The organism is Kangiella shandongensis, from assembly GCF_020005365.1.
GTDB classification, from domain to species: domain Bacteria; phylum Pseudomonadota; class Gammaproteobacteria; order Enterobacterales; family Kangiellaceae; genus Kangiella; species Kangiella shandongensis.
On record NZ_JACNML010000013.1, the window covers coordinates 1 to 10,967 of the forward strand.

The following is a 10,967-nucleotide window of genomic DNA, read 5'->3' on the forward strand; positions in this document are numbered from 1 at the left end:
CGCTTTCTGTAATGTGCTTGACGGCCTGAATTTTAAATTCTTCGGTATATCGCTTGGATGACATTTCATTCTCCTCTTTAGCTTCATTGTATAGCTAAAAAGTGTCTAGGAATATCGGGGCGATTCAGAGATTACCTTCGTATCGTCGTCACTATCTACCAGCAACAGTAAAAACTCAATCAGTTTTAGTTCGTGTAATGATGAAGGGCTACTGTGTTTCGTGCGATAGGTATCAAATAATAAATCTATATAACGATTTATTTGCTGATTAGAACGCACCTTGCAAAGTTTGCTTTCTTTTTGATTAACGCCGCTTCCTGGAGTATGAAACACTAGAAACTTTTTTATTAGCTCATCATCGACAAAGCATATAAAGGCTTCAAAGTGGTGCTCTTCAGTAACGAAGTCGGAAACTACGTATATGTCCTTGGGAAGGATAACGATTTCATTCTCTGCAACTGTTAAATTAGCACTGTCATAGTTGTGCACCACTTGTTGCCCTTTCTTCACAAGTAATATTGCGATGGATGAAAGGTACATTTTTTTATTGATCAAACTACTAGTCAAAGTTTTATGGAATAGTGAAGACTCCTTGCTTTGCAGAAGCAGTTCACAACTGGATAAGGAGTGGAGAGAAGCAGGCAGGATTTCTAGTGGCATAAGCTATTTTCGACTCTTAACAGTGTGTGGTGACATTATACTTTCACTTATCCATCAAGCGATATCGACGAAATATTCCGACTCATATGCTAAACGCTATATGACTCGTAAGCCTCACACTCTCGAACCTCTACAGCAAAGCCAAGATGTTCGCCATAGTTCGCGGCGGCATGCTTTGATGCTATGGTTTGTGCCTCTTCGACAGAGTCCGCCTCAATAATAAAAAAGCCGCCCGCTAAATCACTGCTCTTAATATACGGCTCATTGACCAGGTTAGGCTCACCGTTCTCGGGGACAAAATGAGTCCATGAATCTGGAGCAGCCAGAGAGCCCTGCGCCAGCACCTTTCCTGTAGCTTTCAAGGCCGAGTCGTGCGGTACACAGGCTTTGCCGACAGCTTCAAGCTCAGAAGGACTCAGGGTAGAAAATGCATCTGTGTTGTAGTAACAAAGGCAAAGATATTTCATTATATTTCCTCTCGGTTTTGAGTCTATGTACTCAATAGTCGAATGGCACCACGGGAATTCGACAGTACACGACCCATCCTTGTCGTCTTTCTTTTGTTCAGTCTGCGGCAGCGAAATGCGCTATCTGATCGGCATGAGCCTTTTTAAAAGCCGGACGAGCGGTAGCTTTTTCGACGTAAGCTTTACAGGCAGGGTATTCTTTTAGTCCTTCAAACCGGTCTACCAGACGCAGGACATCCACCATCGCGATATCGGCGACAGAAAAGTCACCCGCTAACCATTCACCCTCAGACAGTATCAATTCCATATGTTTCAGTCGGTTTTCGAGGAATTGGTCAATGCTCTTGCGACCCGGCGTTTGCTCCGTATCGTCTGTGAAGATGTACAACGACCAGGGCAGGCTCGCCATCTCCACCGAATTCAGCGCGGCGAACAACCATTGAATCACTTCGTTGCGGCCATGGGGATCAGTTGGCATCAGCTTTTCGCTTAGTTCAGCAAGATGCAACAGGATAGCGCCACTTTCAAAAATCGAGAGGTTACCATCCGTTAGCCAGGGCACCTGGCCGAATGGTTGGCTTTTAAAATGCTTGGTACTGCGCTCACGAAAAGGCACGCTTTTAACCTGATACGGTAATCCAGCTTCCTCCAGCGCCCAACGTACCCGCAGGTCACGTACATAGCCCCGCGGCATATCGGGAACCCAGTCAAAAGTCGTTAGAATTAATTCGTTCATGCAACACCTATTTTGTGTTCTGTTCAAACATAAATTAAATAGATTTCTGTAACTTGTCTATTTCTGAATGATACCTTTTACGATGCTTCTTACAAACAACCTTAAGCCACTCCTCTCTATCTTGAATATGGTCGAACGAAGGCTCCGTTATAAAAGGTATGTGATAAAAACGAGCTTTATCTTTTAGTGCCTCTGGCGATTCATTAAGCACTCTTTCCAGTAATTGCTTATATTGTTTTTCGCTCAACGTAAAAGGCTCCCAAGAAGCTCCCGGGCTCATCCCTGCATCACCACCGCCTGACGAGAACGTTATATTTGCGATATGTAGTGGTGGGAAGACACCACAAGCACCAAGGTAAGGGATATCATAAACCAGCGTCAACAAGTCCCCTTGAACTTTCTCAGGTTCATGATGAAACTCATGTCTTGTGTAACTTATGTTATCAATATCTTTTAATACTGGCGCGTCCATAATATCTCCATTACAAGTCGACATAGTAGAAAACAGCAGGATAATAAAGAATCTCATTAGAGGTCTTTCTCTGCTCGCTTTATGTCCACTCAAAAATTCCCGGGTTATGCTTTCGCCAGATTTCCAGCTCAACCTCTGCCGGGAATAAGCCATCTTTCTTGTAATTCTTATGCTGAACCCACTCGATACAGGTTTCTACCATTTTCTCCAGCGAATAGAAGTAGATATCAATTCCTTCAAGTACCGAAATGACGGGCTTTTCTAGCGCTAAGTTTAGGTTATGCCCTTTGGTTGGTATCACGTACCAACCACCGTTAAAAGAAGCGATTGGAAAGGCGTGTTTAAGCATGTGATGATCCTGCTCGATTGTGCCATACGTCTCCATCATACTTTTATACTCACGTTCTGCTCTTTCTAAGCTACAGAAAGAGTTGTCCCTGAACCAGAAAGGGTATTCAGTTTCCCAGGCATCATTTTTCTGCCCACCCCTCCAGCCATATAAGGCAATTATTTCTTCCGTTAGCTCTCCCGGAAACCATGAGCATTGTTTCCTAAGCGCAGATTCAGAGACTGATGGTAATAGTGTGTCGCTAACCTTCATTCCTTTGGACTCGAAGGCTGACAGCAACCTGTCTAATTTTTCATGCAAGTTGGCTTTTGAAAAAGGTGATAATGTTATGTCCATGTGTTTAACGCTTTTCTGGTGTGAAGAATCGTCGCAACCCACTAAATATGCACCAACAAAGGCTCCTAAAGACAACCCCATAAATTTCCTACGGTCCATATCAGCCCCGTTTCTCCACTCTCCATGGCGGGTTTAATCGATTGTCACCCGCCCAGTAGAGTTTGATTTTGTTGCCCGATGGATCTTTTAAAATCGCTTCTTTCCATAAATAACGTTGCTCGGTTGGAAGCTGTTCGAACGCAACACCTTTTGCTTGCAACTCTTTAACCCATTCCTCTAGCGCTTCATGCTCAAAGTAGATGGTCGCACCGTTAGAAAAGTCATTGTCTTCCAGCGACAAAGAAAACGTCGAGTCTCCTTCCGGACATTCAAAGCGAGCATAATGCGGTGAATCGACAATCTGCGTAAAGCCTAGTTTAAGGTAAAACGCTACGGCTTGCTCCATGTCTTTAACAGGTAGTGTTACTTGGTTGAGGTTCATCAAACATCCCTGATGTTTTTGTTTTGATAAAAGAAGACTATCAGAAACAATTCACTATAGAAACCGTATGAGCTCTGGGGTAACAGTATCGACTTACCGTTAGGCATGCCTATTTTTAACGACAGCTAAAGTTAATCGTGAAATACAACTAAGCTTGTCATTGGAGTCATAAAGTCTGATTTCCCACACCTGAGATTTACTGCCACCATGAACCTGCTGCGCTCTACCTCTGACGGTTCCGGAGCGAACGCCTCTTAAGTGATTACCGTTAACTTCCTGACCAACACAAATATATTTATCCGGATCGATGGTCAGCATGCCACCAATCGAACCCAGCGTTTCCGCCAGTACAATATTGGCACCACCATGAACCAGTTTATAAGGCTGGAAGGTTCGATGGTCCGCAGGCATAGTGCCCTCGATATAGTCCTCACCAATTTCGGTTATTTCAATACCAATGTGCTCTAGAATCGTTCCCTGACTCCAGCTATTTACTTCTTCTAAATTTGGCTCTTTAAACCAGATACTCACTATTTGTCCTCCAGCAGATTCTATTGATGCCTAACAGATGCCTGACATCTTCTGCGTGCATTATACGGATACGCGACAATAAGCCCAATCCAGATAGACAATGCCTGATCTTGAAATGTTTTTTGCACGCCTATGAATTTCTGAAGATCTTTTTTAACAAATTTTGGAATAGAACCGTAACTTCCCCGTTAAGCTAATAGAACAATTACTTTGGGGTTACATTATGAAACGTTTATTGCAGTTACTATTATTGGTCTTGATGTTGGTCGGCATTGTTATTTTGCTGTTACGGTAATAGTTTACTGCTGCCGCCTTTCAACTCGAAAGCCATAACAGCCATAGGCCACAAATCGCACGAGGATAAAACTGACTACTTCACGATTAAACAACTGCGATATATCTCTATCGGCATTTTCCGCCTCTACGACTGAGGCATCGACAATTCGCTCATCTTCGGAATAGGCTCTCAATATAAAGGAGTCGGCCAGGTAGCCTGTGCCTTTACCTGCTGGTAGGGGAAGCTCGGTTAAAGCCGGGCTTTCATTCGACTCATTCGCCATGATAAATATCGGCCCGTACTCTTTGTAAGGCCCCGGTTTAGAAAATGGACAATAACTGGCAAGTAGGATTTCCTCGCCCGGCCTGGCTCGACGCAGCAGATCCCGACAAGGTTCCCCTCCTTCGGCAATCATCTTTTGTACGGGTTGATTTTGATCATCTAACCCAGCCTGTCTGGCTTTCTGCAAAAAATCAGCACGAATAGGAACAATTTTAATATTCACCCGACACCTTTCATCTTATATTTGATCAGCTTGAGTCAATCAGGATACAGATAAAGAGAATATCTACTCGCCAAAATCGGATCTCGCAGTTTTATCCTGACAAAGCAGCCTAGTGCACCCGGTGTAACTCTACAAACTGATAATTGTGAGGATTCTTTTCATCCGCCTGGTGTTTTTCGCGCGAGACTTCTTTCCAGTTATGATGCGCCCAGTCGGGGAAGCGGGCGTCACCGCCAACGTCGAGGTCGATAAAGGTCAGGTAGAGTTTATCGGCCTGGTCGAGCATTTGGGCATAGATATTAGCACCGCCGATAATCATGACTTCGTCTTCATTTTTAGTCAGTTCGAGTGCAGCCTCAAGACTGGTCACAACGTCGCAATGTTCGTTATGAAAATCTGAACGATAATCAGGATTGCGGCTAATGATGATATTCTTGCGGCCAGGCAGCACCATGCCAATGGATTCATGGGTTTTACGCCCCATGATCACCGACTTACCTAAAGTTACCGCTTTAAAGTGCTTTAGATCTGCCGGCAGGTGCCAAGGCATCTGATTGTCTTTACCGATCACGCGATCGTTTGCCATGGCTACAATAAGACTAATGACCGGCTTTTGCTGTTCAGACATTTTACACGGCCACCGGTGCTTTAATATGAGGATGAGACTCGTAACCGACGATTTCAAAATCTTCGAATGTATAGTCGAACAATGAACCGGGCTTACGCTTGATGTTCAGCTTCGGTAGCGGCAAAGGCTCACGCGACAGTTGCTCTCTGGCCTGCTCGAAGTGGTTACTGTAAAGATGGGTATCACCGCCTGACCAGATGAATTCCCCAACGTCCAATCCCGCCTGTTCGGCAATCATGTGCGTTAATAAGGCGTATGAAGCAATATTAAATGGTACACCAAGGAAAATATCGGCACTGCGCTGATAGAGCTGGCACGATAGCTTGCCGTTCGCTACATAAAACTGGAACAGCGAGTGACAGGGTGGCAAGGCCATTTCATCAGCCACACCCGGATTATAAGCTACCACCATCAGTCGACGACTGTTCGGATTGGTTTTAATCTGCTCCAGCACATTGCTGATCTGATCGACTGTCGTGCCGTCTGGTCGTTTCCAGGAACGCCACTGTTCGCCATATACCGGCCCTAAATTACCATGCTCGTCGGCCCATTCGTCCCAGATCGACACACCATTTTCTTTCAAGTACTCAATATTGGTATCGCCATTCAGGAACCACAGCAGTTCATAAATAATCGATCGCAGGTGTAATTTCTTCGTCGTTACCAGCGGAAAGCCTTCCTGCAGGTCGAAACGCATCTGGTAGCCGAATACACTACGGGTTCCAGTACCGGTTCTATCACCTTTATCTTCGCCATTTTCAAGGACATGGCGCATCATGTCTAAGTATTGTTTCATAATTCTCTTCGATTATTTCGTTGCTTGCTGTGGCTTGCTATAAGCGCTGTATAACCAATAAATTCCTAACGCGATCATTGGTACACACAGCACTTGGCCCATGGTTAACCATGAAATCACTTTGCCCAAGTGTGCGTCCGGCTCACGGAAGAATTCGACACCAAAGCGGAAGACACCATAACCAGTCAGGAACAAGCCTGACACGGCCTTACGTGGTCTCGGTTTGGCCGAGTAGAACCACACGATTAAGAATAATAATAACCCTTCAAAAGCCGCTTGGTAAAGTTGTGAGGGGTGACGCAATAAACCTAAGGAATCATCCGGAAAGCGCATCGCTAAAGGGAAGCCCTCAGCAGCCTGACGCCCCCACAGCTCTCCGTTAATAAAGTTACCAAGTCGACCAAACATTAAACCTAAAGGTGCCAGCGGTACAATAAAGTCTCCAACTTCAAAGAAGCCCTTCTTGTTTTTCCGCGCAAAATACCAGCCTGCGGCGGCAACGCCTAAAATCCCACCGTGGAAAGCCATGCCACCTTCCCAGATTTTAAACGGATACCAGGGATCGTCTGCCCAGAATTCGAGCCCATAAAATAATACATAGCCGATGCGGCCACCTAAAATCACGCCGATAAAACCATAAAATAAAAAATCGGAAACCTGCTCAGCGGTCCAGCCTGAGTTTGGCTGCTTGGCGCGATAGGTGCCAAGTCCCCAGGCGGCTAAAAAGCCCAGCAAGTACATAAAGCCATACCAGTGTAAGGCAATGGGTCCGATTTCAAAAATGACCGGACTTATTTCAGGAAATTCCATAATTCGCTCTTTATCGTCTCGTTTTAGTTCTTATCGTCTACAGGTGCTCAATAATAATCTTAACCGCTACCACAATCAGCAATACGGCAAAGATACGTTTAATGACCTTAGTTGGTAATTTATGCGCTAAATAGGCCCCAAACGGCGCGGTTATAACCGAACCTAAAGCAATAGCGATCATCGCTGGCCAATAAACGTAGCCCAAATGGTGCGCAGGAAGCTCATCAATCTGCCAGCCCGTGACAATATAACCGACGGTCGCCATGATAGCCAAGGGCAGGCCACAAGCCGCGGCGGTACCAATCGACGTTACTAGTTTTTCCTTATGATACAGCAAATATGGCACCACGACACTACCGCCGCCGATGCCCACCAGCGAAGAAATAGCCCCCATGACAATACCGGCAGGTATACGCTGATGACTCACCGCTTTATCGCCTTTAGCCTGTGGTGTCAGTCCCGTCAGCATTTTGATCCCGACCAGCATCGCGAACACACTAAATATCCAGGCCAGCCATTCGGTATTCATGACTTTGGCGATAACCGCCCCCAGTAATCCGCCGATAGCGATGCCGGGAATTAGCACTTTGAGTAACGGCACACTTACCGAGCCGCGCTTATAATGAGAGCGTGCCGAAGAAATAGCGATGAAGCATATAGTCGCCATGGAGGTGCCAAGCGCCACATGCATCACATAGTCAGACGGCACCCCAAGCTTTGGCGCTAGCCAGATCATGGCAGGAACGATGACCATACCGCCACCAATTCCTAACAGTCCCGCCAACACACCGTTAAACAGACCCAATGCCACAAAAGCCAGCATCCACAACCAATATGTATCCACTATTCTGTATCGTTGCTGTTCGATAACGGGATTATGGCATAAATCTCATTTTCTGTGCGGCATATTTTGCAGATTAATAAAAACAGCGGCGTTGCCCTTTTTTTTATTATGAAAGCTACGCTATGATGGCCGAAAACCATGGTTTCAAGCGAAGGATATTATGAGACAGTACAGCGACGCGTGTGAACGTAATCAGGGACCGATTCTGGACGTTATAAAACCCTATCTCACTCACTGTAGCGAGGTATTGGAAATTGGCTCAGGGACAGGACAGCACGCCGTCTGGTTTGCAGGAGCCATGCCACACATCACCTGGTATACCAGCGACCTGCGCGAGAACCATGGCTCCATCACTGCCTGGGCCGAGGCCAGTGAGCTGCCGAATATCCAGAAACCACGAACGCTCAACGTCGGGCAACGGGTCTGGCCAATCAATCAAGTGGATGCGGTTTTCACCGCTAACACTGCCCATATCATGTCCTGGGAGCGAGTACGCGACATGTTTCATGGCGTTAACCGTATACTAAAACCCGGTGGTTACTTCCTTATTTACGGCCCCTTCAATGTCAACGGTGAATATACTTCCGAATCCAATAAGGAATTTGATAAGAGTCTTAAAGAAAATGACCCTGAACGAGGCCTGCGTGATTATCTGGACATGAACCGCGCCGCCAAACATAACGGTATGCAGCTGGTTGAGCGGCACCAAATGCCAGCCAATAATATGCTGCTGGCTTACCAAAAAAACTCGAGCTTTTAGCACCACAGCAACTGCAAATAAATGAGCAGCTGTTCACAATCTAATCAGCAACAATTGTAATGGAAAAGTTCAAACTGACAAGGTTAAGATTCATCTCATATATAAGGACATTTGATCATGCTATGTGTTTTCAATGGAGTGATTAGCGATCCGAAGATCAAGACGAATATTATTCCAAATATCGAACACTCTAAGCTTGCCAAAGTTAATGCCATTATTTTGCATCGCACTTCTGCCAGCACCGTAGAATCGACACTTAACGCTTGGAAAACTAAAAATACCGGAGCCCATTTTCTGATAGCCAAAGACGGTACAATTTATCAAACCGCGGCAATTAATAAACGATGTTGGCACGTTGGTCTATTACGTTCCCGGTGTCGAATTGAGGATTCTTGCTCTGAAAAAGATACCGAAATAATCAAAAAAGCCCTGCATAGTTCCGGTAGCTGGAAATCCAAATTTAAAAAAGTGTATCAACACGAAAAAACCAAAGACTATCCGGATAGATACCCATTAAATAGTGACTCCATAGGAGTTGAAATTATCGGTGCTTATCTTGGTAAGTCGGGTGACAAGGGACTATTTGAACAAATTCAGAAAGCTCAATCCAAAAGTTTTTTATGGTTAATGACAGAGTTACTAGAACATTTTAGTTTATCATTTAAAGACGATGTTTACGCCCATGACAGCATTGCGAGAAAGAAAGTCAATGAAGGCGTAAAAGCATCTCAACTTTTGCAGGAATATTGCCAATGAGAATACCACCTATTCGTTTACTCCCACTTTTAACGACAGCAATCGCAAGCATTTCACTTATTGCTTGCGCAACGAATACTGCTAGCGAGCAGAAATACACCAATATTCAAATAGCCAATCAGGGGTTGAGTGTTGATAGAGATCCCCTCGTGCAATCTACATGCGAAGATTTCCAACTAACCGAATCACAAATTCAAAGCTTCTTTAATAGGGCCAAAACCATTTCTGAACAAGAACTTCACCACGGCTATGACTTATTGCCTTGCTACTCAGAAGGAACTCTAACCTATCAAACACAAGAGTTTCACTGGCTTATCCGAGCTGGTGGTACTGGCGAGTTAACAAATAGCAATAAAAAAACTAACGTGGTATGTCCTGAAAAAGAATCTGGTGATATACAGGGGCTACACTAGAAAGCACAATTCACCATTATCCTGCCATAAAAACCTCCTCTTTATCGCTTTAAATATAAGCTTTAAAAAGGAGGTACTATGTTTAACAAACTGATTATTTTTATCTGCCTTTCGCTTGCTAGTTTTAATGTATCAGCCTGCGGAGGCTCCCGTTCGTCTACCCTTGAAGACCTTGTATTGATAATCTCTCTGGGACTACTCTTCTCGTGTTTTTTCGTCTTTCCGCTTAGCGTTGTGTTATTTAATACCACTAGCCGTTGGCGCTATATTGCTTATTTCGCTGGATACTTTTTTGGTGCTACCGCTACTCTCATAACAATGCTTTTTGCCGGTAATCACTCGATGCTTTTCTTAAGCATACCATTCTGTTTATTTTGCGCCTTACCCACATTCCACACCTTGTACCTTGCTTATAATGCTAAGTCTCGGCCATAAAAAAGAGCAGCTAAATTAGCTGCTCTCTGATTCTTTATTGTGTGCTCGGTAAGGATGTCGCGGGCGTCGTTTTCGGTTGCCCTGTCGCTGCTGGTTATCACCGTTTGCCTGCGAACCTTTATCGGGTTGCTTCTGTTTCTGCTGACGATGATTATTTTTCTTTTTATGCTTCTTTTCCGGACGGTGGCTGGACTTGCCTTTCATCTGGAAACGAAACATTGAGCCCATCAGCTCGGACAAAGCCGCTCGGTAAACATCCCGCTTGAAATTAACAACGTTCCTTACCGGGTACCAGTAATTGACCCAGATAAAACCATCAAATTCAGGATGGTTCGTTGCTTCAAAATCAATCTTACTTTCATCACTCACCAGTTGTAACAAAAACCACTTCTGTTTTTGGCCAACACACAGTGGTTGGGAGTTCTGGCGGATCAAACGTTGCGGCAACCGGTACTTATACCAGTGCTGCGTACTCCCTAGAATACGGACATCATCTTTTTCCAGGCCGACTTCTTCGTATAATTCTCGGTACATGGTTTGCTCGGGACTTTCGCCAGGGTGCACTCCCCCTTGTGGGAACTGCCATGAGGTTTGTCCATAACGGCGCGTCCAGAGTAACTGGCCTTGGTTGTTACAAATGATGATGCCGACGTTGGCTCTAAAGCCTTCTGCGTCGATCATCTATCCATCCAAATAATTTCTTTGGTATCA

The 10,967-nt window shown here is 45.0% G+C and carries 15 protein-coding genes and 1 pseudogene; 3 read left to right on the plus strand and 13 right to left on the minus strand.

Translation table 11 applies throughout. The features are described 5' to 3' along the window. Window positions 1–105: 105 nt before the first annotated feature. From H7708_RS12495 to H7708_RS12550, 12 genes are all read right to left on the minus strand, one after another. Window positions 106–660 carry a hypothetical protein gene (locus H7708_RS12495; RefSeq protein ID WP_223671199.1) on the minus strand — a complete coding sequence of 185 codons (555 nt, stop codon included), beginning with the start codon at window positions 658–660 and terminating at the stop codon, window positions 106–108. An 89-nt stretch (window positions 661–749) separates the two neighbouring features. Then, the gene (locus H7708_RS12500; protein WP_223671200.1) at window positions 750–1,127 is read right to left on the minus strand and encodes a YciI family protein; all 378 of its coding nucleotides are present in this window, start codon (window positions 1,125–1,127) and stop codon (window positions 750–752) included. Window positions 1,128–1,224: 97 nt separating this feature from the next. Beyond that, a complete protein-coding gene (locus H7708_RS12505; protein WP_223671201.1) occupies window positions 1,225–1,863 on the minus strand; it encodes a glutathione S-transferase family protein in 639 nt (212 codons plus the stop codon). A gap of 34 nt (window positions 1,864–1,897) precedes the next feature. Then, window positions 1,898–2,335, minus strand: a complete 438-nt coding sequence (locus H7708_RS12510) for a hypothetical protein (RefSeq protein ID WP_223671202.1) — start codon at window positions 2,333–2,335, stop codon at window positions 1,898–1,900. A 79-nt stretch (window positions 2,336–2,414) separates the two neighbouring features. Next, window positions 2,415–3,119, minus strand: coding sequence for an SMI1/KNR4 family protein (locus tag H7708_RS12515; protein ID WP_223671203.1), 705 nt, complete (start codon window positions 3,117–3,119; stop codon window positions 2,415–2,417). 1 nt (window position 3,120) lies between these two features. Continuing rightward, entirely contained in the window at window positions 3,121–3,501 is a 381-nt protein-coding gene (locus tag H7708_RS12520; protein ID WP_223671204.1) for a VOC family protein, read from the minus strand. 99 nt (window positions 3,502–3,600) lie between these two features. After that, window positions 3,601–4,032 (minus strand): hotdog fold thioesterase, encoded by a 432-nt coding sequence (locus H7708_RS12525; RefSeq protein WP_223671205.1) that lies wholly within the window; start codon window positions 4,030–4,032, stop codon window positions 3,601–3,603. A 299-nt stretch (window positions 4,033–4,331) separates the two neighbouring features. Continuing rightward, complete coding sequence (locus H7708_RS12530) at window positions 4,332–4,814, minus strand: DUF1203 domain-containing protein (protein ID WP_223671206.1); 483 nt, start codon at window positions 4,812–4,814, stop codon at window positions 4,332–4,334. Window positions 4,815–4,923: 109 nt separating this feature from the next. Next, on the minus strand, window positions 4,924–5,442 hold the full coding sequence (folA, locus tag H7708_RS12535) for a type 3 dihydrofolate reductase (protein WP_223671207.1): 519 nt from the start codon (window positions 5,440–5,442) through the stop codon (window positions 4,924–4,926). Between the two features lies 1 nt (window position 5,443). Then, window positions 5,444–6,238: a thymidylate synthase gene (locus tag H7708_RS12540; protein ID WP_223671208.1), complete on the minus strand. Its 795-nt coding sequence runs from the start codon at window positions 6,236–6,238 to the stop codon at window positions 5,444–5,446. Window positions 6,239–6,250: 12 nt separating this feature from the next. Beyond that, window positions 6,251–7,048: a prolipoprotein diacylglyceryl transferase gene (gene lgt, locus H7708_RS12545; protein WP_235727617.1), complete on the minus strand. Its 798-nt coding sequence runs from the start codon at window positions 7,046–7,048 to the stop codon at window positions 6,251–6,253. A gap of 37 nt (window positions 7,049–7,085) precedes the next feature. Next, window positions 7,086–7,892: a sulfite exporter TauE/SafE family protein gene (locus H7708_RS12550; protein ID WP_223671209.1), complete on the minus strand. Its 807-nt coding sequence runs from the start codon at window positions 7,890–7,892 to the stop codon at window positions 7,086–7,088. 160 nt (window positions 7,893–8,052) lie between these two features. On the opposite strand from H7708_RS12550, the gene H7708_RS12555 reads away from it, so the two are divergent. The 3 genes from H7708_RS12555 (at window position 8,053) to H7708_RS12565 (ending at window position 9,821) form a co-directional block, all read left to right on the plus strand. Further along, window positions 8,053–8,652: a DUF938 domain-containing protein gene (locus tag H7708_RS12555; protein ID WP_223671210.1), complete on the plus strand. Its 600-nt coding sequence runs from the start codon at window positions 8,053–8,055 to the stop codon at window positions 8,650–8,652. A 117-nt stretch (window positions 8,653–8,769) separates the two neighbouring features. After that, complete coding sequence (locus tag H7708_RS12560; RefSeq protein ID WP_223671211.1) at window positions 8,770–9,408, plus strand: peptidoglycan recognition protein family protein; 639 nt, start codon at window positions 8,770–8,772, stop codon at window positions 9,406–9,408. Then, window positions 9,405–9,821, plus strand: a complete 417-nt coding sequence (locus H7708_RS12565; RefSeq protein ID WP_223671212.1) for a hypothetical protein — start codon at window positions 9,405–9,407, stop codon at window positions 9,819–9,821. The genes H7708_RS12560 and H7708_RS12565 overlap by 4 nt, the downstream gene beginning before the upstream one ends. A gap of 615 nt (window positions 9,822–10,436) precedes the next feature. Here H7708_RS12565 and rppH read toward each other — a convergent pair. Then, window positions 10,437–10,937: pseudogene (rppH, locus tag H7708_RS12570) on the minus strand (RNA pyrophosphohydrolase); the annotation flags it as partial. Between the last annotated feature and the right edge of the window lie 30 nt (window positions 10,938–10,967).

What these genes read in the sequence shown, in the direction of transcription:
- H7708_RS12495 (WP_223671199.1), bottom strand. Translation starts at nt 660, where the DNA reads ATGCCACTAGAAATCCTGCCTGCTTCTCTCCACTCCTTATCCAGTTGT.
- H7708_RS12500 (WP_223671200.1), bottom strand. Translation starts at nt 1,127, where the DNA reads ATGAAATATCTTTGCCTTTGTTACTACAACACAGATGCATTTTCTACC.
- H7708_RS12505 (WP_223671201.1), bottom strand. Translation starts at nt 1,863, where the DNA reads ATGAACGAATTAATTCTAACGACTTTTGACTGGGTTCCCGATATGCCG.
- H7708_RS12510 (WP_223671202.1), bottom strand. Translation starts at nt 2,335, where the DNA reads ATGGACGCGCCAGTATTAAAAGATATTGATAACATAAGTTACACAAGA.
- H7708_RS12515 (WP_223671203.1), bottom strand. Translation starts at nt 3,119, where the DNA reads ATGGACCGTAGGAAATTTATGGGGTTGTCTTTAGGAGCCTTTGTTGGT.
- H7708_RS12520 (WP_223671204.1), bottom strand. Translation starts at nt 3,501, where the DNA reads ATGAACCTCAACCAAGTAACACTACCTGTTAAAGACATGGAGCAAGCC.
- folA (WP_223671207.1), bottom strand. Translation starts at nt 5,442, where the DNA reads ATGTCTGAACAGCAAAAGCCGGTCATTAGTCTTATTGTAGCCATGGCA.
- H7708_RS12540 (WP_223671208.1), bottom strand. Translation starts at nt 6,238, where the DNA reads ATGAAACAATACTTAGACATGATGCGCCATGTCCTTGAAAATGGCGAA.
- lgt (WP_235727617.1), bottom strand. Translation starts at nt 7,048, where the DNA reads ATGGAATTTCCTGAAATAAGTCCGGTCATTTTTGAAATCGGACCCATT.
- H7708_RS12555 (WP_223671210.1), top strand. Translation starts at nt 8,053, where the DNA reads ATGAGACAGTACAGCGACGCGTGTGAACGTAATCAGGGACCGATTCTG.
- H7708_RS12560 (WP_223671211.1), top strand. Translation starts at nt 8,770, where the DNA reads ATGCTATGTGTTTTCAATGGAGTGATTAGCGATCCGAAGATCAAGACG.
- H7708_RS12565 (WP_223671212.1), top strand. Translation starts at nt 9,405, where the DNA reads ATGAGAATACCACCTATTCGTTTACTCCCACTTTTAACGACAGCAATC.